The 20,743-nt window shown below is 70.3% G+C and carries 16 protein-coding genes; 15 read left to right on the top strand and 1 reads right to left on the bottom strand.

Features of this window, described 5'->3' with window-relative positions; all coding sequences use genetic code 11:
* The first annotated feature begins 41 nt into the window (after nucleotides 1–41).
* The 15 genes from AB0G14_RS28360 (at nucleotide 42) to AB0G14_RS28290 (ending at nucleotide 17,395) form a co-directional block, all read left to right on the top strand.
* Entirely contained in the window at nucleotides 42–836 is a 795-nt protein-coding gene (locus AB0G14_RS28360; RefSeq protein WP_357702570.1) for an ABC transporter permease, read from the top strand.
* A gap of 89 nt (nucleotides 837–925) precedes the next feature.
* Nucleotides 926–2,503, top strand: coding sequence for an ABC transporter substrate-binding protein (locus AB0G14_RS28355; protein WP_357702534.1), 1,578 nt, complete (start codon nucleotides 926–928; stop codon nucleotides 2,501–2,503).
* A 104-nt stretch (nucleotides 2,504–2,607) separates the two neighbouring features.
* Nucleotides 2,608–3,933 (top strand): M20 family metallopeptidase, encoded by a 1,326-nt coding sequence (locus tag AB0G14_RS28350; protein WP_357702532.1) that lies wholly within the window; start codon nucleotides 2,608–2,610, stop codon nucleotides 3,931–3,933.
* Nucleotides 3,930–4,886, top strand: a complete 957-nt coding sequence (locus AB0G14_RS28345) for a DUF1177 domain-containing protein (protein ID WP_357702530.1) — start codon at nucleotides 3,930–3,932, stop codon at nucleotides 4,884–4,886. Before AB0G14_RS28350 ends, AB0G14_RS28345 begins: the two co-directional genes overlap by 4 nt.
* Nucleotides 4,887–4,936: 50 nt before the next feature.
* Nucleotides 4,937–6,712 (top strand): ABC transporter ATP-binding protein, encoded by a 1,776-nt coding sequence (locus AB0G14_RS28340; RefSeq protein WP_357702528.1) that lies wholly within the window; start codon nucleotides 4,937–4,939, stop codon nucleotides 6,710–6,712.
* A complete protein-coding gene (locus AB0G14_RS28335; protein ID WP_357702568.1) occupies nucleotides 6,712–7,455 on the top strand; it encodes an AroM family protein in 744 nt (247 codons plus the stop codon). The genes AB0G14_RS28340 and AB0G14_RS28335 overlap by 1 nt, the downstream gene beginning before the upstream one ends.
* Before the next feature lie 257 nt (nucleotides 7,456–7,712).
* Nucleotides 7,713–8,564 (top strand): alpha/beta hydrolase, encoded by an 852-nt coding sequence (locus AB0G14_RS28330; RefSeq protein WP_357702526.1) that lies wholly within the window; start codon nucleotides 7,713–7,715, stop codon nucleotides 8,562–8,564.
* A gap of 327 nt (nucleotides 8,565–8,891) precedes the next feature.
* The gene (locus tag AB0G14_RS28325; RefSeq protein WP_357702524.1) at nucleotides 8,892–9,269 is read left to right on the top strand and encodes an SCP2 sterol-binding domain-containing protein; all 378 of its coding nucleotides are present in this window, start codon (nucleotides 8,892–8,894) and stop codon (nucleotides 9,267–9,269) included.
* Entirely contained in the window at nucleotides 9,266–11,329 is a 2,064-nt protein-coding gene (locus AB0G14_RS28320; protein WP_357702522.1) for a glycogen debranching N-terminal domain-containing protein, read from the top strand. The genes AB0G14_RS28325 and AB0G14_RS28320 overlap by 4 nt, the downstream gene beginning before the upstream one ends.
* A gap of 203 nt (nucleotides 11,330–11,532) precedes the next feature.
* Nucleotides 11,533–12,345: a GntR family transcriptional regulator gene (locus AB0G14_RS28315; RefSeq protein WP_357702520.1), complete on the top strand. Its 813-nt coding sequence runs from the start codon at nucleotides 11,533–11,535 to the stop codon at nucleotides 12,343–12,345.
* Between the two features lie 14 nt (nucleotides 12,346–12,359).
* The gene (locus tag AB0G14_RS28310) at nucleotides 12,360–12,980 is read left to right on the top strand and encodes an ECF transporter S component (protein WP_357702518.1); all 621 of its coding nucleotides are present in this window, start codon (nucleotides 12,360–12,362) and stop codon (nucleotides 12,978–12,980) included.
* A complete protein-coding gene (locus AB0G14_RS28305) occupies nucleotides 12,977–13,753 on the top strand; it encodes a hypothetical protein (RefSeq protein WP_357702516.1) in 777 nt (258 codons plus the stop codon). Before AB0G14_RS28310 ends, AB0G14_RS28305 begins: the two co-directional genes overlap by 4 nt.
* Entirely contained in the window at nucleotides 13,750–15,516 is a 1,767-nt protein-coding gene (locus tag AB0G14_RS28300; protein ID WP_357702514.1) for an energy-coupling factor transporter ATPase, read from the top strand. Before AB0G14_RS28305 ends, AB0G14_RS28300 begins: the two co-directional genes overlap by 4 nt.
* Nucleotides 15,516–16,322 (top strand): energy-coupling factor transporter transmembrane component T, encoded by an 807-nt coding sequence (locus AB0G14_RS28295; RefSeq protein WP_357702512.1) that lies wholly within the window; start codon nucleotides 15,516–15,518, stop codon nucleotides 16,320–16,322. The genes AB0G14_RS28300 and AB0G14_RS28295 overlap by 1 nt, the downstream gene beginning before the upstream one ends.
* Before the next feature lie 32 nt (nucleotides 16,323–16,354).
* The gene (locus AB0G14_RS28290; protein WP_357702510.1) at nucleotides 16,355–17,395 is read left to right on the top strand and encodes an ADP-ribosylglycohydrolase family protein; all 1,041 of its coding nucleotides are present in this window, start codon (nucleotides 16,355–16,357) and stop codon (nucleotides 17,393–17,395) included.
* Between the two features lie 196 nt (nucleotides 17,396–17,591).
* Here AB0G14_RS28290 and rph read toward each other — a convergent pair whose 3' ends face one another.
* Complete coding sequence (gene rph / locus AB0G14_RS28285; protein WP_357702508.1) at nucleotides 17,592–20,192, bottom strand: rifamycin-inactivating phosphotransferase; 2,601 nt, start codon at nucleotides 20,190–20,192, stop codon at nucleotides 17,592–17,594.
* Nucleotides 20,193–20,743: the final 551 nt, after the last annotated feature.

Raw genomic sequence — 20,743 nt, 5'->3', positions numbered from 1 at the left:
CCACGACCGCCTGGCGCCTCCTGCTCCGCAACCGCCTGGCGATGGTCGGTCTCGTCTTCATCGCGATCTGGACCATCGGCGCTCTCGTGTCCGACCTGCTGCCGTACTCGCCCACCGAGACCGGCGCCGGAGGGCTCCTCGAACCGCCCTCCAGCGCACACCTCTTCGGCACGGACAACTTCGGCCGCGACATCCTCGCCCGGGTCCTCGCCGGCGGGCGGATCTCGCTCTGGACCGGGCTCATCGCCGTCGGGATCTCGCTCCTGATCGGTGTCCCGATCGGCGCCATCTCCGGCTTCGTCGGCGGCGCGGTGAGCGCGGTGCTCATGCGGGTGATGGACGTGCTCCTCGCCTTCCCGTCGCTCGTGCTGGCCATGGCGATCGCCGCCGCCCTCGGCCCCGGCCTGGCGAGCGCGATGGTCGCCGTGGGCGTCGTCGGCATCCCCGAGTTCGCCCGCATCGTCTACAGCCAGACCCGCTCGCTGCGGGAGCGTGACTTCGTCGAGGCGGGACGCGCCATCGGCCTGCGGGACCGGACGATCCTCATCCGCCACATCGTCCCGAACACCGTCGCCCCGATCCTCGTCCGAGCGACCCTCGGCATGGGCTACGCGATCCTCACGGCCGCCTCGCTCAGCTTCATCGGCCTCGGCGCGCAGCCGCCGACGCCGGAATGGGGCGTCATGATCTCGGACGGCCGTGGCTACATCATCAGCGGCGAGTGGTGGATGACCCTCTTCCCCGGTATCGCCATCGCCACCTCGATTCTCGGCTTCAACCTCGTCGGCGACGGCCTTCGTGACGTCCTCGACCCGCGCCTGCGGACGAGCCGATGACCCGGTGCGGACCTGCCACGGACGTCAGCCCCTCCGCCCACCCATCCCCCCACCCATCCCCCCCCCACTCTGACCTGAAGGAGAACAGCGTGAAGCGCAGCGCCACCCTGGCCGCCGCGGTCGCCGCCACCTTCCTCGCCGCCGGCTGTGGAGCCAACGCCAACCAGGGCGGCTCCTCGCAGGCCGATGGGGCCGGCAAGGAGACCCTCGTCGTTGCCTACTCGGAGGGCGGCAAGACCCTCAACCCCGCCGAGGCCAACGACGTCACGTCCGACACGTTCGTCGTGGCGGCCTACGACCAGCTGGTCACGTACGACCGCACGACGGTGGACGGCAAGCCGACCGCCAAGACGGACACGATCGTGCCGATGCTGGCGGAGTCGTGGAAGGTGAGTGCCGACTCGAAGAGCTACACCTTCACCATGCGGCAGGGCGTGAAGTTCGAGGACGGCTCGGCTCTCGACTCCGACGACGTCGTCAAGACGTTCGACTTCATCAAGAAGTCGAGTTCGGCGAGCTTCCTCTACGGTATGGCCGGCATCGACACCGTGACCGCGGTCGACCCGCAGACGGTGAAGATCGACCTCACCGCGCCGAACCACCTCTTCCTCCAGATCCTGCCGATGTACTCGTTCTCGATCATCAACATCGACAAGGTCAACGCCGAAGGCGGCAGCAAGTGGCTCGACACGAACACCGCGGGTTCCGGCCCCTACCGGCTGACGAAGTGGGACCCGGCGACGGAGGCCGTGCTCGAGCGTAAGGACACGTACTGGGGCGAGAAGCCGGCCCTGAGCAAGATCAACACGAAGTTCATCGCCGAGGCGAGCAACCGCGTCCAACTGCTCAGCAAGGGCGAGGTCGACATCGCGCTCGAGGTGCCGGCGAAGGACGTCGACGCCCTGTCGAAGCAGTCCGGCGTCACCATCGACTCCCGGGCCAGCAACAAGGTCCTCTTCTTCGGGATGAACAACGCCATCAAGCCGTTCGACAACCCGAAGGTCCGGCAGGCCGTCTCGTACGCGATCCCGTACGACAAGCTCGTCAACGACGTCATGAAGGGCCAGGCGTCGCCGATGCGCTCGTCGGTGGCCAGCTCGACCCCGGGCTTCAGCGACGCCGGCAACGTCTACTCGTACGACCTCGACAAGGCCAAGGCGCTGCTGGCGGAGGCCGGCTACCCCAACGGGTTCAGCTTCGACTTCACCCTCGGCAGCGGCTTCCAGGACTGGTCCGACGCCGCCGTGCTCATCCAGGCCGAGCTGGCGAAGATCGGCGTGACGATGAACATCAACAACATGGCGCGTCCGCAGTTCCTCGAGGCGCTCGCGACCAAGAAGGTGCAGAGCTACATCACCCGCTGGACCTCCTTCGTCAACGACCCGGGCTACCACCTCGGCCTCCTGCTGACCAGCGACGGCACGAGCAACTACGCCAACTTCCACAACACCGAGGTCGACAACCTCTGGAAGCAGGCCGCGACCGAGCCGGACCAGAAGGTCCGAAACGATCTGTACGGCAAGGCGCAGGAGATCATCAACACCCAGGCGCCGTGGGCGTACCTCTACGAGTACAACATCGTCGTCGCGCAGCGCGAGGGCGTGCAGGGGTACACCTCGTACCCCGACGGGATCATCCGTTTCTTCCAGCTGAGCAACAAGGGCTGACGCCGGGAGAGGCGTGCCGCCGGGCCGACGCGCCCGGCGGCCGCCTCTTCCACACCATCGCGAATCCCACTCCCCACAGGCGAACACGACACCTGGAGCCTGACGTGACCACGACATCCCCCGACTGGGAGACCCGGGTCCTCGACGAGATCGAGCGCACCCAGGACGAACTGCTGACGCTCGCCGGAGACCTCATCCGGATCCCGAGCGAGAACCCTCCGGGGGACTGCACGGACGTCGGCAACTTCATCGCCGACCATCTGCGCGCCCAGGGCCTCGACCCCGAGGTCCACGACGCCGGCGATGGTCGCCTCAGCATCGTCGTCCACCGTGCCGCGAGCAACGCCGCGGTGGACGACGATCCCACGACGGCGCGCCACCTGGTGCTCGCCGGTCACACCGACGTCGTTCCCGTCGGTGACCTGAACCGTTGGACGTTTCCCCCCTTCGCGGGGGACATCGTCGACGGCTACCTCCGCGGTCGCGGGGCGAGCGACATGAAGGCCGGCCTCGCCGGCGTCATCCACACGCTCGTCGTCCTGCACCGCCTCGGTGTCCCGCTCGCCGGGAAACTGTCGCTCGCGGCGGTCCCCGACGAGGAGCAGGGCGGCTCGCGCGGGGCGGACTGGCTTCTCGACCAGGGGGTCCTCGACGGCGCGACCGGCGCGATCATCGCCGAGCCCGCCGAACGCACGCACCCGACGATCGGCCAGAAGGGCAGCAACTGGTTCCGGATGACGATCGACGGCAAGCCGGGGCACGGCAGCCTCCAGCCGCTGCACGGCGTCAGCGCGAACCTGCTCGCGGCCAGGGCCGTCATCGCCCTGCAGCAGCTCTGGGACATGAAGCCGTCGGCACCCGAGGACGTGCGCGACCTCATCGAGCGGTCGAAGACGTTCGCCGAGGAGCGCGAGGGCTACGGTCCCGGCATCGGTGCCGTCTTCGAGCACGTCACCGTCAACATCGGCACGATCCACGGTGGCACCTCCTCCAACGTCGTCGCGGACCGGTGTGTCGTCGACGTCGACACCCGCGTGCCGATCGGGTTGTCGCGCGCCGAGGTTCTCGCCCGGGTCGACGAGCTGCTCGCCGAGGCGGGTATCGAGGCGACGATCGAGCCGACCGGCTTCCGCAGCGAGCCGAACTGGACGCTGCCGAGCGACCCCATCGTCGCCGAACTCGTCGCGGCCCTCCGTGAACTGACCGGGGACCCCACCGCGGAGGGCGTGCTCCAGTGGGCGTCCTCCGACGCCCGCACCTTCCGCAGCCACGGCATCCCCGTGCTCCAGTACGGGCCGGCGGAGCTGGCCACCATCCACGGCTTCGACGAGCGGGCGCCCGTCGCCGACGTCGTCCTCGCCGCGAAGACCTACGCCCTGACCACCCTCCGGTACCTCGGCGTCGCCGAGACCGCTGTCGAAAGCGAATGATCGTGCTGTCCCACGTCCTCACGGCCCTCGACCTCCTCGACCGTCCCGACGCCTCCGGGAAACTCGTCGCCGATCACCTGCGCACCCTCGGCGACGACGCCTGCTCGATCACCGTCGAGACGGTGGCCGGCGAGCTCGGCTCGACCGACTTCATCCAGGTCATCGTTCCGGGCAGCCGCGGCAAGACCGCCGGCGGCGACGCCCCGACGCTCGGTGTCGTCGGGCGCCTCGGCGGTCTCGGCGCCCGGCCGGAGCTCATCGGCTACGTGTCCGACGGCGACGGGGCCACCGCCGCCGTCGCCACGGCCGCCAAGCTCCTCGCGATGCACGCCCGCGGCGACATCCTGCCCGGCGACGTCGTCATCTCGACGCACATCTGCCCCGACGCGCCGACCCGCCCCCACGACCCCGTGCCCTTCATGGACTCGCCCGTCGACATCACCGCGATGAACGAGCACGAGGTCACCTCGGAGATGGACGCCGTCCTGTCCATCGACACCACGAAGGGCAACCGCATCATCAACCACCGCGGCATCGCGATCTCCCCGACGGTCCGCGCCGGCTACATCCTCCCCGCGAGCGCGGACCTCGTCAGCGTCCTGGAGACCGTGTCGGGTGAGCCCGCCGTCGTCTTTCCGCTGTCGACGCAGGACATCACGCCGTACGGCAACGGCCTGCACCACCTCAACTCGATCCTGCAGCCGGCCGTCGCGACGGCCGCGCCCGTCGTCGGTGTCGCCATCACCACGGTGACGCCCGTCGCCGGCTGCGCGACCGGCGCGAGCCACGAGGTCGACATCGCACTGGCCGCGCGCTTCGCCGTCGAGGTCGCCAAGGGCTTCACCGCCGGGGCGGTGTCCTTTTGCGACGAGGCCCAGGCGGCGCTCCTCGAGAGCCTCTACGGCCCGGCCACCCACCTGCAGACGACCGGAACGGTCCCCGCGCACTCCTGATCGGGCGTGCGGGACCGCGCCCAGCGGCAAACGGAACAAGGAGCACGGACATGGCTGAGACCCTGCTGTCGATCGAGAACCTCTCGATCCGCATCGACACGTCCCGTGGCCCGATCCATCCGGTCCGGAACCTCGACCTGACCATCGCGCGCGGCGAGATGGTCGGGCTGGTCGGCGAGTCGGGCTCGGGCAAGAGCGTCACCGCCATGTCGATCACGGGACTGCTGCCCGCGCGGCAGGCGCGCGTCACCGGCGGGCACATCCGCTTCGACGGGCGCGACCTCGCCGCGCTGTCGGACCGGCAGATGCGCAGCATCCGCGGCAAGGACATCGCGACGATCTTCCAGGAGCCGATGACCGCGCTCAACCCGGTCTTCACGATCCGCGACCAGCTCACCGAGCCGTTGCGCCAGCACATGCGCCTCGGCCGACGGCAGGCGGCGGACCGCGCGGGCCAACTGCTCGACATGGTGGGGATCCGCAACACCGCACGCGTCCTCGCCGGGTACCCGCACGAGCTGTCCGGCGGAATGCGCCAGCGAGTCATGATCGCCATGGCCATGGCGTGCGAGCCGAAGCTGCTCATCGCCGACGAGCCGACGACCGCGCTCGACGTCACGACCCAGCTGCAGATCCTCGACCTCATCATGGACCTGCAGGAGCAGCACGGGACGGCGGTCCTGCTCATCACGCACGACCTCGGCGTCGTCGCCCAGACCTGCCAGCGGGTCGCCGTGATGTACGGCGGTGAGCTGCAGGAGACGGCGCCGACGGAGCAGCTCTTCGCCGCACCGCAGGCCGACTACACGAAGCGGCTGCTCAGCTTCATCCCCTCCGCCAACGAGCACGTCATCGAGGCGGTCGAGGCGCTCGCCGAGGAAGGCACGGACGGCCCGGGGCCGGTTCGCGGCGAGCCAGGCGCGGGCGCTCCCACGGAGGCACCCGACGACGACGCGCCGGTGCTGCTCGAGGTCACCGACCTGACGAAGGTCTTCACCGGGCGGCGCCGCCGTCTGCGCCCGGCCGACACCGTCAAAGCCGTCGACGGCGTGTCCTTCCGGGTCCGCCGTGGCCGCACGCTCGCCATCGTGGGGGAGTCCGGTTCGGGCAAGTCGACGACCGGTCGGGCCCTGCTGCGCCTGCACGAGCCGACGTCGGGGGCGGTGACCTTCAACGGGGCCGACCTCCTCGCGGCGAGTGACGACGAGTTGCGCCGCCTCCGCTCCGAGATGCAGATCGTCTTCCAGGACACGTATGCCTCGCTCGACCCGCGGTGGACGATCCACCGGGCCCTCGCCGAGCCGCTGCGGTTGCACACGGACCTCGACGACGCGGCGATCCGCGCCCGCATCGTCGACGTCCTCGAGACGGTCGGCCTGCGGGAGGAGGACATCGACCGCTTCCCGCACGAGTTCTCGGGGGGTCAGCGCCAGCGGATCGGCATCGCCCGGGCCCTCATCCTCAACCCGAGCCTCGTCGTCTGCGACGAGCCCGTGTCGGCACTCGACGTGTCGGTACAGGCCCAGGTGCTCGACCTCATGAAGCAGTTGCAGCGGGACCTCGGGCTCACCTACGTCTTCATCTCGCACGATCTGTCCGTCGTCGAGATGATGGCCGACGAGATCGTCGTCATGAGCCAGGGCCGCGTCGTCGAGCAGGGCAGCGTCGAGCAGATCTTCACGGCGCCTCAGCATCCCTACACCAAGGCGCTCCTCGCTGCGATCCCGGTCGCCGACCCCACCGCGCGCGTCGACCGGGCCGTGCGGCGCCGCATCGTCGAGCGTGGCGTCGCGGCTGCCGACCTGCCCGAGAGGGAGGTGGCGTGATGCGCGAACCGGCTGAGGGCGGGGCGCGCGGCGTAAGGCCGACGCTCGGACTCGTCACGATCGGCCAGGCCCCCCGCGTCGACCTGATCCCCGATGTCGAGGATGCCCTCTCCGGCGTCGACTGGGTCGAACACGGCGCGTTGGACCTCCTCGACGCGGAAGGCATCGCCCGGCTCGAACCACGCGGCGGAGAGCGGACCCTTGTTTCTCGGCTGCGGGACGGTTCGCGCGTCCGCCTCGGCGCGACGAGCATCGCCCCGGCGCTTGACGGCGCTCTCCGACGTTGCGTAGCCGATCACTGCGGGGCCGTCCTCGTGCTGTGCACCGGCCGCGTCGAGCACGGCCCGGCGCCGGTGCCGGTGCTCCACGCGGAGGACCTCGCCCACGACCTCATGGTGCGGCTCGTCGGTGAGGGGCGGTTGGGTGTCCTGTGCCCGGTGCCGGAGCAGTTGACGGACATCCGGCAGCGGTGGGAGGGGCGCCTGGGCCGCCCGGTCATCGCGGCAGCCGTAGACCCTTACACGGCCGGCCTCGACGAGGTGGCGGCCGCCGGACGGGGGGTCACCGCGGGCGGAGCGGACGTCGTCTTTCTCGACTGCATCGGCTACACGGGGGAGCAGCGGGAAGTGCTCGCCGCCGAGGGCATCCGAGCCGAGACCGCCCGCCACCTCGCGGTGACGGGCGCGGTGGGTCTCCTGTCTTCCGCCTCGTGCGCTGACCAGGAGCGTTCACCGGGTTGGTGACCCGACAGGGCGGTCTTCGGGTCAAGGTCGACGAGTAGGTCGTCGACTTGTTGCAGAGTCCGTCCGGTTGGAACCTCTATGAGGTCTCCCTTTCGGACCGGACGATCACTCCGGCGAGGTGTGGTGACATGGGTGCTACCACCAGGCCAGACGTCTTACGGCTCTGCCGCGGGGACCGCCGTCCCCGCGCAGTCGGCGTCACCTGCCCGTTCCGTCAACGTGCCGGGGCGGACCTTCCATCGGATACCTTCGGATTCATGCTTCCCTTGCATGCCACCACTTGGGACGCGCCCCAAGCACGCGACGACCAGGTCATCCTGATCCACGGCACCATGACGTGGGGACTCGCCGCGTTCGCGGCCCAGCGGCCACTCGCCGGTCATCGACGGATTCTGGTGGTCGACCGGCGTGGCTTCGGCGCCAGTCCGGACACCGAGCAGAGCGACTACGACGTGGACGCCGACGACATCCTCGGGCTGATGGATCGGCCCAGTCACCTCGTGGGTCACTCGTACGGCGGCGTGGTCGCGCTCCTCGCCGCGCTCCGGCGCCCGGAGTTGGTGCGATCGCTAGCGTTGATCGAGCCGTCGGCGCTGGCGGTCGCGGCCGACCACCCGGTCGTGGCCGCAGCGCTGGAGAACAACCGGCGGTACGTGGCGGCCTCGCGATCGTTGTCGGCGGAGGAATACCTCGTCGCGGCGTACGGCCCGGACGAACATGTGATCCCCGAGCCCCGAGAGTTCGCGGTGCGGGCCGCGGAGACCGCCCTGCGGGAGCGCCCGTGTTGGGAGGCCGACGTGCCTGTCGACGCGCTCCGCCCGCACGACTACCCCAAGCTGGTGCTCGCGGGCACCTGGGAAACCGCGCAGTCAGACTACCGGTCCAGCACTGGCGAGGCGCTGATCGTCACCGCCAGCATCGTGGCGCGGCGGATCGGCGCCCGCCTGCATCGAGTGCCGGGGGCGGACCATGCACCGCATCAGCAGCGCCCGGACGAGGTCAACCGCCTGCTGCTGCAGCTGTGGGATGAGGCAGACACCGTCACCTCAGCCGGTAACGGTGGTGGCGGGCAGCTGACCCCGACCAGTGGCCGCAGCACCGACGACTGACCTCGGCCTCCTGCGGGCCACCGGCTCGGCGGGCGCTCATTCGGCAGTGCCGGACTCCGGCGTCCGCCGATGTTGCGGAGTGTCGTGGCCGCTGGGTCCTCACCCGGGTCGAGTGGCGCCGTGGCGGAATGGGGCTTTCCCCTCCGGTGTGCCCGAGCTGTGTAGCGCGTGACGTGGAGCGGGGTGATGCCGCCTCACCCGGATCGGGTGAATTCACCGCGCGGGCCCGCGGACGTCCGCCAGGTTCATCCGTTCCGGGTGAGGTCGCCCCACCCCGGTCCGAATGATGCTGCCCGTGGTCCGGCGGATTCTGCGGGAGGTGGTGCCATGTCGGAGGCGACCAGGACGTTCTTCGAAGCGCTCGAACGTCACGGCCACGAACGCCTGCTGAGGAAGACGAACGGCACCATACGCTTCGACCTCGAGCACGGCCGCGAGGTCGACCACTGGCTGGTGGAGATCCGCGGTGGCACCGTTCGGGTGTCGCAGCAGAACAGCGACGCCGACGCGGTCGTCCGCGCCGACAGCGCGTTCTTCGACCGGTTGGCGCGCGGCGAGGCCAAACCGCTCGCGGCGTGGCTGCGGAACGACATAACCTCCGAAGGACAGTTCCGGTTCGTCCTCCTGTTGGAGCGGCTTTTCGCGCCTCCGCCCGGCGCGCGTCACCCGCGGATCGCCGCCCGTGACGGTCGGAGGCAGGGATGAAGAGCGACCTCGTCAGAGTCCTGGACGGCAACATCTTCGTGTTGAGCGACGGCAGTGGCGACATAGACGCCGGCCCCACCGCCCCGTTGGGATTCTTCTCGTTCGACACCCGCTTCCTGTCGCGGTGGCGGCTGACCGTCGACGGCGAACGGGTGAGCGCGCTGGCCGTGGACGACCCGTCGTACTTCGAGGTGCGGTTCTTCCTGGTGCCGGGGGCCCCGACGCACTACGTGGACGCCAAGGTGTCGGTGCTCCGGGAGCGGTCGGTGGTCGGCAGCAGCTTCGAGGAGCGGTTGACGGTGCTCAACCATTCCGGGGAACCGGCTGATTTCACGATCCGCGTGGACGCGGCCGGTGACTTCGTCTCGGTGCTCGCGATCGGACAGGAATGGGTAAGACCGGGTCGGCTCTACCAGCACGTCGAGGACGGGCGCCTGCACCTCGGCTACGTGCGGGAGAAGTTCCGGCGGGAGACGGTGATCTCCACGACTGAGCCGGCGCAGGTCGACGAACAGGGGCTGACCTACCACATCCGGATCGAACCCCACGGGCAGTGGACCACCAAGCTGCACGTCCAGGGGCTGGTGCTGCGCCCCGACGGTCAGGATGTCCGAGAGCACATTTCTCCCGGCCGTCAACGACGCGACGCCGCGCGGCTGCAGGACGACCTGCGGCAGTGGCTCGACAAGGCTCCGCAGTTGGGCTGCGACTGGAAGCCGGTGGAGCGGGCCTACGAGCGCAGCCTGGTCGATCTCGCCGCGCTCCGGTTCGCGCCGCTGACGCTGCCGACCGAGCCGTTGCCGGCGGCGGGGCTGCCGTGGAACGCGACTCTCACCGGGCGCGACGCCATCCTCACCAGCCTGCAGGTGTTGCCGTTCACGCCGGAGTTGGCCGTCCACACCCTGCGGATGCTCGGCATCGACCAGGGCTCCGTGCTCGACGACTTTCTCGACGAGGAGCCGGGCAAGATCGCGCGCGAGGTCCGCTACAGCGAGCTGGTCGCGTTCGAGGAACGCCCCCAGTCGGAGTATTTCGGTGCTGCCGACAGCACCCCGCTCTACGTGATCCTGCTCGACGAGTACGAGCGGTGGACGGGGGACGCCACACTCGTGCGCGAATTCGAGGACGAGGCGCGCGCGGCGCTGCACTGGATCGACGAGTACGGCGACATCATGGGCGACGGCTACGTCTGGTACCAGCGCCGCAACGAGCGGACCGGGCTGGAGAACCAGTGCTGGAAGGAATCCCCGAACGCCATCTCGTTCCGGGATGGCCGGTTGCCGAGCCAGCCCCGGGCGACCTGCGAACTGCAGGGCTACGCCTACGACGCCAAAATCCGCGGCGCCCGACTCGCCCGCCGGTTCTGGCACGACCCCGCGTACGCCGATCGGCTGGAAAGCGAGGCCGCCGAACTCAAGGACCGCTTCAACCGCGACTTCTGGATCGACGACGGCGAGTACTACGCGCTCGCCCTCGACGGCGACGGCCGCCAGGTCGACGCCCTCTCCTCCAACATCGGCCACCTCCTGTGGAGCGGCATCGTCGACGAATCCCGAGCCGCGAAGATCGCCGAACACCTGCTCGGACCCCGCCTCTTCTCCGGCTGGGGCGTACGCACCCTCGCGCATGGAGAGGGGCGGTACAACCCACTCGGCTACCACGTCGGCACCGTCTGGCCGTTCGACAACTCCTTCATCGCCTGGGGCCTGCGCCGCTACGGATTCCACCAGGAGGCCGGGCGCATCGCCGAGGGAATCATCGACGCGTCCCGACATTTCCAGGGGCGCCTTCCGGAGGCCTTCGGCGGCTACGACCGCGAGTTGACCCGGCACCCCGTCCAGTATCCGGCGGCGAACAGCCCGCAGGCCCTGGCCACCGCGGCCCCCCTGCTGCTGGTGCGCACGCTGCTCGGCCTTGAGCCGTACGGCGAGGATCTGGTGGTCGCGCCGGCACTGCCCGAACGGTTCGGTCGGATCGAACTGCTCGACATACCAGGGCGGTGGGGCCGCATCGATGCCATCGGCGCCGTCGCACCCCAGGAGGCGACGCTCGGCAGATGAGCCTGGCGCGGTTACCACGCTGACGGCGTCGGCGGTTGGCGCCGGCTGGTGGGGCGGCTGGTCCGGGACGGCTGGCTGGTTCCGGGCCGCGACCTGGACCAGTCGGGTGTGTCCGGGAGCCCGTCACCCCACAAGATGCAGCTTGACCAGGCCATTGTCATTGGGCGGTTATTGGTCTACGGTTCAGGACCAATAACCGCCCAATGTTCGAGGTGATCATGTACGAGCCCGCCGACATCAGCGATGTCGTCGTCGACGAGACCCGGCCGGTACCCGCGTACTACCAGGTCTACGAGGCGTTGCGGCAGCGGCTCGGCGGCTCCGACCTCCCCCCGGGCAGCCGGCTGCCCACAGAACGGGCCATGGCCGAGCAGTTGGGCGTGAGCCGGGCCACGGTCCGCGAGGCGCTGACCCGCCTCGAACGCGATGGGCTCGTCAACCGGCGGCAGGGCGACGGCACGTACGTGGCCGAACCCCGCGTCGAGCACGACATGCGGTTCCTGCACGGGTTCTCCGCCGAGCTGGCCCGGCGCGGGCACCGAGTCCGCTCGAAGGTCCTCGCCATGGGCACCGTCCGTCCCTCCGCCCGGCTCTGCGAGGTCCTCCGGGTCGCCGAGGGCCCGGACACGGTGATCGAGCTGCGCCGGGTCCGTTCCCTCGACGGCAGCCCGGTGTCGCTGGAGACGGTGTGGCTCTCCGCCGACCGGTGCGCCCCCCTGCTCGGCGTCGACCTGAACGACCGGTCGCTCTACGACTCGCTGCGCGCCTTCGGCATCCAGCCGGTACGCGGGCACGAGCAGCTCACCGCCACCATCCTCGACGACTTCGAGGCGACCTGCCTCGACCAGCGGGTCGGCGCCCCCGCCTTCCTGGTCGAACGGGTCACCTACGACGCCGCCGATCGCCCGGTCGAGTACGTCAAGAGCGTCCTGCGCGCCGATCGGTTCACCATCCGCACCGACCTCGACCTCGAGGCGGCCCGTTCTCCTCACACACCCCCCACCCCCGAAAGCTGACCGGAGGTTCCCCCATGAGCGAGCGCAGCGAGCGAAACATCAAGCACGGTCCGGATGAACCTCGTGACGGTCTCCGAGCGCAGGAAGAAACCGGCCGGAGCAACGCCGAAGCCCGGCGGGTCGAACGCCGTCGCGGTGCCGCGCGCTTCTTCACCCCCCGCCGGATCGCCCGCATCGCCATCCTCGTCGCGCTCAGCGCCGTCGGCGCGTTCATCAAGCTGCCCAGCCCGACCGGCACGGTGGCGCTCGACTCCGCGCCCGCCTTCCTCGCTGGCGCCGCGTTCAGCCCGCTCGAAGGGTCCATCGTCGGGGCGCTCGGGCACCTGCTCTCCGCCCTGACCACCGGTTTCCCGCTCGGCCTCCCCGTCCACCTGCTGGTCGCGGCCGAGATGGCCGTCTTCGTGGCGATCTTCGGCCTGCTGGCCCGCCGGGTGAACATCTGGCTCGCGATCGTCGTCGGCATCGTGCTCAACGGGGTCGGCGGCGCCGCCATCATGATCCCGATCGGCGGCGTCGGACTCTTCGCCGCGCTCGTGCTGCCGCTCACCGTCGGGTCCGCGATCAACATCCTGGTCGCTGCCGCCGCGACCCGGGCCCTGCGCTCCGCCGGCCTCGCAGAGGAGGAGACCAGATGACCGGCGCGGTACGCGGCGTCCGGCGAATCCGGGACCTCACCGTACTCGACCTCACCGACAGCTGCCTGGTCGTCGCCTGCGACTCGGTGGGCGGCATCGGCCCGAAGCCGCACGACACGGTGGCCGTACCGGCGTCGACCACCGCGCACTTCGCCACCCGCGTGCCGTTGCTGGAGGTGCTCTGCGCCGGAGCCACTCCGACCCTCGTGGTCAACACGCTCTGTGTGGAGGCCGACCCGCAGGGCCGGGAGATGATCGCCGCGGTCGTCGCGCTCGCCGCCGAGGTCGGCCTCGACGCCGACCGGGTCACCGGTACGACCGAGGACAACGTCCCCACCGTCGCCACCGGCATCGGCGTGACCGTCCTCGGCGAGGCGGCCCACGGGGCGCTGCGCCCCGGGGCCTCCCGCTCGGGGGACGTGGTGGTCTGCCTGGGTCTGCCCCGCTCGGCACCCCGGGACCGGGTCGTCCCCGGCCACCCCGACCTGGTCGGCCTCGCCGACCTGCGGGCCCTGCTCGACAGCGGCGTCGTCCACGACGCGCTCCCGGTGGGCTCCAAGGGCCTGGCCTGGGAGGTGCCGCAGCTCGCGGCCAGCGCCGGGCTCACCGTCGACTGGCGGACCGACCATTCCGTACCGGTCGACCGCTCCGCCGGCCCGTCGGCCTGCGTCCTGGTGAGCTGCCACCCGACCGACCTGACCACGGTCCGTGCCGCCTTCCCCGATCCGCTGCCGGTGAGCGTGGTCGCCGACCTGAGCGAGGAGGCACCATGACCACCCGAGGCCTGACCCGAGCCGCCGGCGGCGAGCCGCGGGGCACCGGCGACCCGAACGCCGTGCTGCGAGCCGACGGCGTCGGCTTCCGGTACCGGTCGGCCACCGAGCGCCAGCTCACCGACGTCTCCTTCCAGATCCGGCGCGGCGAGCGGGTCGCCGTCATGGGCGCCACCGGGGCCGGGAAGACCACCTTGTTGATGATGTTCAACGGGCTCATCCCGCACCACCACGACGGTGAGATGCACGGGTACCTGACCGCGGTCGGCCTGGACACCGTCGAACACGACGTGGTCGACCTGGTCCGGCACGTCGGCCTGGTCATGCAGGACCCGGAGTCGCAGATCACCGGCCGGCTCGCGGTGGACGACGCGGCGGTCGGCCCGGCAAACCTCGGGCTGCCCCGCACCGAGGTGCTCGACCGGGCCCGCCGGGCCCTCGACGCGGTGGGCCTCGGCGAGCTGGCCGACCGGGACACCGGGCAGATGTCCGGTGGGCAGCAGCAGCGGCTGGCCATCGCCGGCATCCTGGCCATGGCTCCGGAGATCCTCGTGCTCGACGAGCCGACCAGCGAACTGGACCCGGCCGGTACGGCCCAGGTGTTCGCGGTGGTGGAGCAGGCCGCCGCCGACCGGGACCGGACCGTGGTCCTGGTCGAGCACGAGCCGGAACTCGTGGCGCAGTGGGCCGATCGGCTGATCGTCCTGCACGACGGTGCCCTCGTACACGACGGCCCACCGGCGGAGTTCTTCGCCGCCGCGGAGCGGGCCGAGGCGGTGGGACTGCGACCACCGCAGGTGACCACCGTCTGCCACGCGCTGCAGCGGGCCGGCCGGCTGCCCGCCGACCGGACGGCGGTGACCCTGGACGAGGCGGTCGCCGTGTTCCAGGACCGGCTGCCGGTCACCGCCCGGGCACGCGCCAGCGCCCGAGCCCCGCAGCCGGTGGTTGCGGCGGACGCGGCCGTCGTGATCGAGGCGACCGGCCTCGGCCACCGCTACCCCTCCGGGGTCCAGGCCCTGTCCGACGTGGACGTCCGGGTCCGGGAGGGCGAGTTCGTCGCCCTGCTCGGCCGTAACGGCGCCGGGAAGACAACCTTCGCCCGGCACCTCAACGGGCTGCTCCGTCCCACCGCCGGCCAGTTGCGGGTGTACGGCCGCCCCACCGGCGACCGCTCGGTCAGCGACCTGGCCACCGACGTCGGGTACGTCTTCCAGAATCCGGACCACCAGATCTTCGCCCCGACCGTCCGCGACGAGGTCGCGTTCGGGCTGCGCAACGCGGGCTGGGCGGACGACCGGATCGAGGAGAAGGTACGCGAGGTGCTCGACATGGTGGGCATGCGCGCCCACCTCGACCACCACCCGTTCCGGCTGGGTAAGGGGCAGCGGCAGCGGCTGGCGGTGGCCAGCGTTCTGGCCCTGGAACCCCGGATCCTCGTAGTCGACGAACCGACGACCGGCCAGGACTGGCGCGGCGCGCGGGCGATCATGGACCTGGTCCGCGAGTTGAACCGGGCCGGCCGGACCATCCTGATGGTCACTCACGACATGCCCCTGGTAGCCGAGTACGCACATCGGGCGCTGGTGTTCGATGCCGGGCGGCTCCGCGCCGACCTTCCGGTGGCCGACCTCTTCGCCGACGAGGACCTGCTCGCCGGGACCCAACTCGTCGCGCCCCAGGTGACCCGCCTGGCCCGGCGGCTCGGGCTGCCCCCGGTCACCACCGTGGATGCGTTCGTCGAACTGTGGGAGGAAGCCTGATGTTCCTCGAGTACCGGCCCGGCACGAGCTTTTTCCACCGGATGGACGTCCGCACCAAGCTCCTCGTCTTCGTGGTCGCGGTGGTGTTGACCTTCCAGTTCGCCCACCCGCTGCCCAACGCGTTGCTGGCCGTCGGCTCGCTGCTGCTCCTGCCCGCGCTTGGCGTGCCGGGGCGGCAGGTGGGCAAGCTACTGGCGCCCTTGGCCCCGGTCGTCGTCCTGATCCTGGTCTTCGCGGCGCTCAGTCGGGGCCCCGGCGACTTCGGCTCGTCCTCCTCCGCCCGGGTGCTGGTGCACCTCTGGTTCGGTGACGGCCTGCCGCTGACCGTCGGCGGCCTGGCCCACGGCGCCAACCTGGGCCTGCGCATCCTCACCATGGTGTGCCTGACCGCCGCGCTGATCGTCAGTACGCCGGTGGAGCACTTCGTCGCCCTGATGCGCATGGCTCGGCTGCCGTTTCCGGTGGTCTTCATCGTGATGACCGCCCTGCGGTTCGTCCCGACCATGCAGCACCGGGCCAACCAGGTACTGGACGCCCAGCGGGCCCGGGGCGCAAAGATCGACGGCGGGATGATCGGGGCGATTCGCGCCTACACCACCATCATGGTGCCGCTCTTTTCCACCGGCATCCGGATGTCCGAGGAGTTGGCCGCCGCGATGCTCAACCGTGGCTACGGCATCACCCGGCAACCCACCGCGCTGACCATCCTGCGTCCGACCTGGCGTGATCCCGCCATGGCCGTGGTGACCGCCGTGGTGGTCGGCGTGGTCGTCTGGGCCCGGCTGACGGGGTGGGGATCGTTGTGACCACTGTAGAACCGATGAATGGAGTACCCGACATGACCGACCGAGCGACGCTGGACACCGTGACCACGGCGGATCGGGCACGGGGCTGCCTGGCCGGGGTCGCGCTCGGCGACGCCATGGGCATGCCCGGCGAGCTGTGGCCACGCCAGCGGGTCGTGTCGACCTTCGGCTGGATCGACCGTTTCCTCCCCGGCCCGGACGGCCACTTCGTGGTGGACGGCTTCGTCGCCGGCCAGGTCACCGACGACACGCAGCAGACGTACATGCTGGCCGAGGCGATCCTCGCCGCGGGCGGCACCGTGGACACCGCCGTGGTCGCCCGGCACCTCGTCGAGTGGGCCGACCGGGTGGGGGCGAGCGAGGGTAACTTCCTCGGTCCCAGTTCGGCCCAGGCGATCCGGCGGCTCCGGGAGGGGGCCGACCCGACGGAGACCGGCAAGGGCGGGGAGACCAACGGCGCCGCCATGCGGATCGCCCCGGTCGGCCTGCTGCACCGCAGCGACCGACTTGACGCGCTGGTCGACGGAGTGGTGGCCGCCTCGCTGATGTCCCACCACACCAGCGTGGCAATCAGCGGTGCCAGCCTCGTCGCGGGCACCATCAGCGCCGCTGTCGAGGCGCCTGGCTCGGCCGACAGGTCCACCCGGCTGGCCGAGGCGCTGGAGGTCGGGTACGAGGCGGGCCGGCTCGGCGCGACCCGGGGCGAGCAGGTGGTCAGCCCCTCGGTGGTACGCCGCGCCCGGTGGGCCGCCGACCTGGCGCGGCAGCCCGGGGACGATGCCGACTTCCTCGCCGACCTCTACGACCTGGTCGGTGGCGGCGTGGTGACCGCCGAGACGGTGCCCGCCGCGGTCGGTCTGCTGGTCCGCTCGGGCGCGGACCCGTTGCGCTGCGCCGTGCTGGCGGCGAACCTCGGCGGGGACACCGACACCATCGGCGCGATCGCGACCGGGATGGCCGGCGCGGTCAGCGGGCTCTCCGCCATCCCCCGGGACCTGTTCGACCAGCTCCGGGCGGTCAACGGGATCGACCCCGAGAAGCTCGCCGACGCGCTGCTCGACCACCGTCACTGACCTGCATCGGGTGTGGTCCTCGGCCGGCACCGCTCGTGTCGCTGCTGGCCGGAGCCTTCGGCCCGAGTACGACGCTCCTGATTGAGTCGCGGCCCGGGCTGGTCCGGGGGTTCGTGGCGGGCCCCGGCCGGAGCGGGCGTTGACGCGGGGCCCGCGATTGACCTCGGGGCCCCGCGTCATACCCACGCCCGGGGAGTCAGGGCAGGATCTCGACGTACCCGTCGGTTCCGTGCACGCGAATCCGCTGCCCGTCCCGGATCAGCCTGGTCGCATGCTCCACGCCGACGACGGCGGGCAGGCCGTACTCCCGGGCGACCACCGCCCCGTGGGTCATGAGGCCGCCCGCCTCCGTCACCAAGCCCTCGATCGCGACGAACAGGGGCGACCAGCTCGGGTCGGTGTAGGCGGTGACCAGGATGTCGCCTGGTGCGAGATCGGCCTCGGAGATGTCCAGGATGACGCGAGCTCGCCCCTCGACAATTCCACCGGAAACCGGGAGGCCGACCAGCGCGTCGTGCGGCACATCGTCTCGTCGGTACGCCCCGGCGACACCTTCCCCTTCCGACGTGAGCACCCGGGGCGGTGTGAGCGCTTGGTACGACCTGAACGCGTCCTTGCGCTGCCGGATGAGCTGATCATCCGCCTGGTTCGTGCACACGACGTCGTGAAGCTCCTGGAACGTCAGGTAGAAGATGTCTTCCCTCTCGCGAAGCACGTTGGCCCGCACGAGGCGCTCGGCCTCGTCGAGCAGGGCCTGCTTGTAGACGAAGTAGCGGCTGACAATGACGTACTTCGGGTACTCCCGGTACCCGATGAAGGTGCGGACCCGGTCGATCATCCGCTTGGTTTCTTCGGCTTTCCGTTCCCCGTCCGGCAGGGCCCGCAAGCGTTCCAGGATGTCGTGTTCCTTCTTCTCCGCCTCCTGGCGTCCTTGCTCGAAGCGCCGCTTGCGAGCGCCCGGCTCGAAGTTCCTGATGTTGTCGAGGATGAGGGACACCAGCGTGGTGGGGCGTTCGCTCCAGCGCGGCCTCGTGATGTCGATCTCGCCGACGCAGCGCATGCCGTACCTGTCGAGATAGGCCCTGATGGCGTCCCGCGCATGCTGGCCGCCCGGGAGCCCGGTCAGCTCATCCAGGAAGCCTTCGTCCTTGACCTGCCGCAGGAAGGTCACGACCTCCGGATACGGGCGGATGACGTCGGCGACGTCCAGGAGCGCCAGCCCCATCTCCGACGTGACGTTGTGGGGCGCGGACAACGTGAGCGTGTCGGAAGCATTCTTTTCGCCCAGCCACGCCTGCAGCTGCTCGTTGAGCCACCATGAGGCTTCCATCCCTGCCATGATCACCTGCATGCTCCGCGGATCGCCGATGAGCCGCTTGTGCTCCTCGAAGGACGCCAGGAGGAAGTCGAACAGCGCCGGCCCGGATTTCGTCGCGATGTCGCGCTGCAAGGTGGCGATGGACGCCTGGCTGCGTTCGACCAGGTCGGTGACGATGGCCGGATCGGTCTCCACCGGTTCGGGGGCGCCGCCGCCAGCGGGCGGCCCTGGTGGACCCTGATCGGGCAGTGACGGGATGAGGTCGCCGCGGTCGATGACGGTCTCCAGCGCGTCCCTGGTCAGCGGATCGGATCTTCCCACGAGCTCCAGGAGGCCGGCGCGGCTCGACGGCGACGCCAGAGCCCGGGTGACGTCGACGAACAGTCGACCACCGGCGTCGTGCATCGGCGCGAGGGCCGTCAGTTGCCACACGGAAAGCCCCAGGGGCTTCATGGGGTCCGTCATCATCTGCTGGTGGCCGACGGAGACGTAGAAGTGGTTGGCCCCGTCGCCGGTCTCGGGGACGGGGAACAGCGTGGTGATCGGCCGGCTCTGGACGATCTGGAAGTCATCGTCGACCAGGCACCATTCGATGTCCTGCGGGTGGCCGAAGTGGGCTTCGATCCGCCGGCCCAGCTGCACCAGCCGCAGGACCTGTGCATCCGCCAGCGCCGGCTGCTCCTGCCGCTCCGAGTCGACCGGCTGTTCCTTCGTCCCGCCAGCCGGCAGGGCGTGGATGGCAAGCCGCTTGGTGGCGATCGCCTTGTCGATGATCTTACCGTCGCGCACCTTGTAGGCGTCCGCGTTCACCAACCCGGAGACCAGAGCCTCGCCGAGGCCGAAGCTGGCCTCCACGGCGGCGACCTTCCGGTTGGACGTGACGGGGTCGGCCGTGAACAGGACGCCGGCCACCTGCGGGAAAACCATCTTCTGTACGACAACGGCCATGTGGACCGCGCGGTGGTCGATGCCGTTGCGCTGACGGTAGGTCACGGCCCGCTCGGTGAACAGCGAGGCCCAGCACCGGCTGACGTGCTGGAGGATCGCCGCCCGCCCCATGATGTTCAGGTACGTGTCCTGCTGCCCTGCGAAGGAGGCCGTCGGCAGGTCCTCCGCCGTCGCGCTGGACCGGACGGCGTAGGCGGCTCGCTCGCCCAGCTGGGTGAGAGCCCTGGTGATGGCTGCCGCCACATCGTCGGGGAGGACGATCGCTTCGATGGTCCGGCGGATCTCCGCACTGAGCGTGCGGATCGTCTCCCGGTCGTCCGGCTTCAGCCGCGACAGCTGATCGAGCCGGCCGTCGATCGACGGCGCTTCGGCCATGATCCGCCGGAAGGCGTCCGTCGTCACGCAGAAGCCAGCCGGCACCCGGATGCCGTCGATCCGCGACAACGCTCCCAGGTGCGCGCCCTTGCCGCCAACGATCGCGACCTGCTCCTCGTTGACCTCCTGGAGACTCAGCACGTACTGCTCGATCATCGCGATACCTCCGAGGCAGCCGGCCGCCGCTGCACTCCACCGGCCGGGCGGATCACCCGCGTCTCGAGCTCGGTCCAACCTTCTGGGGTTGCCCTCATCTCTCCCTGCCTTCCCCTGTGACGGTCGGCTGGCCGCTCCGCCCGTTCGGGTGGTGCGCACACCACATCTCCGTGTCGATCGGCCGCAATCGCACCCTGAACGCGACCAGCGGTTCGACGTCACCGCGCCTCCCACAGGTCGTCATCACACGCACATCGTGCCCCTCATTTCTCCGTTCGATTTTTGGGTTCGGCCGACGATTCTGCGGTAAGCCCCGGGTCTTGCGGCAAGTCCCCCCGTGCGATATACGTTAAAGTGGGATCGTTCACTTTGTTGTTCGCTGCGGTCTGAAGCCCCCTTGGAAGCGGTGGCACGGCGCGAACGGCGGTACGTATCGTCGGTCCAGCAGGATGTCGAGTGACTGATCAGGTGGTCGTTCCGGTTGCGGGTAGCCAGGGACGGCCGGTGGCGAGTTCGGTGAGGGCGTGCATGATGTTGCGGCCGTGCGCGGC

Source organism: Micromonospora sp. NPDC023814, from assembly GCF_040639595.1.
Taxonomy (GTDB): Bacteria; Actinomycetota; Actinomycetes; order Mycobacteriales; family Micromonosporaceae; genus Micromonospora.
This window is presented reverse-complemented; position numbering and strand designations above follow the sequence as displayed.

Coding starts and splice junctions, on each gene's coding strand:
- AB0G14_RS28295 (WP_357702512.1), top strand. CDS start 15,516: ATGTTCCTCGAGTACCGGCCCGGCACGAGCTTTTTCCACCGGATGGAC.
- AB0G14_RS28310 (WP_357702518.1), top strand. CDS start 12,360: ATGAGCGAGCGCAGCGAGCGAAACATCAAGCACGGTCCGGATGAACCT.
- AB0G14_RS28335 (WP_357702568.1), top strand. CDS start 6,712: ATGCGCGAACCGGCTGAGGGCGGGGCGCGCGGCGTAAGGCCGACGCTC.
- AB0G14_RS28315 (WP_357702520.1), top strand. CDS start 11,533: ATGTTCGAGGTGATCATGTACGAGCCCGCCGACATCAGCGATGTCGTC.
- AB0G14_RS28290 (WP_357702510.1), top strand. CDS start 16,355: ATGACCGACCGAGCGACGCTGGACACCGTGACCACGGCGGATCGGGCA.
- rph (WP_357702508.1), bottom strand. CDS start 20,192: ATGATCGAGCAGTACGTGCTGAGTCTCCAGGAGGTCAACGAGGAGCAG.
- AB0G14_RS28345 (WP_357702530.1), top strand. CDS start 3,930: ATGATCGTGCTGTCCCACGTCCTCACGGCCCTCGACCTCCTCGACCGT.
- AB0G14_RS28300 (WP_357702514.1), top strand. CDS start 13,750: ATGACCACCCGAGGCCTGACCCGAGCCGCCGGCGGCGAGCCGCGGGGC.
- AB0G14_RS28360 (WP_357702570.1), top strand. CDS start 42: ATGGTCGGTCTCGTCTTCATCGCGATCTGGACCATCGGCGCTCTCGTG.
- AB0G14_RS28340 (WP_357702528.1), top strand. CDS start 4,937: ATGGCTGAGACCCTGCTGTCGATCGAGAACCTCTCGATCCGCATCGAC.
- AB0G14_RS28320 (WP_357702522.1), top strand. CDS start 9,266: ATGAAGAGCGACCTCGTCAGAGTCCTGGACGGCAACATCTTCGTGTTG.
- AB0G14_RS28305 (WP_357702516.1), top strand. CDS start 12,977: ATGACCGGCGCGGTACGCGGCGTCCGGCGAATCCGGGACCTCACCGTA.
- AB0G14_RS28325 (WP_357702524.1), top strand. CDS start 8,892: ATGTCGGAGGCGACCAGGACGTTCTTCGAAGCGCTCGAACGTCACGGC.
- AB0G14_RS28330 (WP_357702526.1), top strand. CDS start 7,713: ATGCTTCCCTTGCATGCCACCACTTGGGACGCGCCCCAAGCACGCGAC.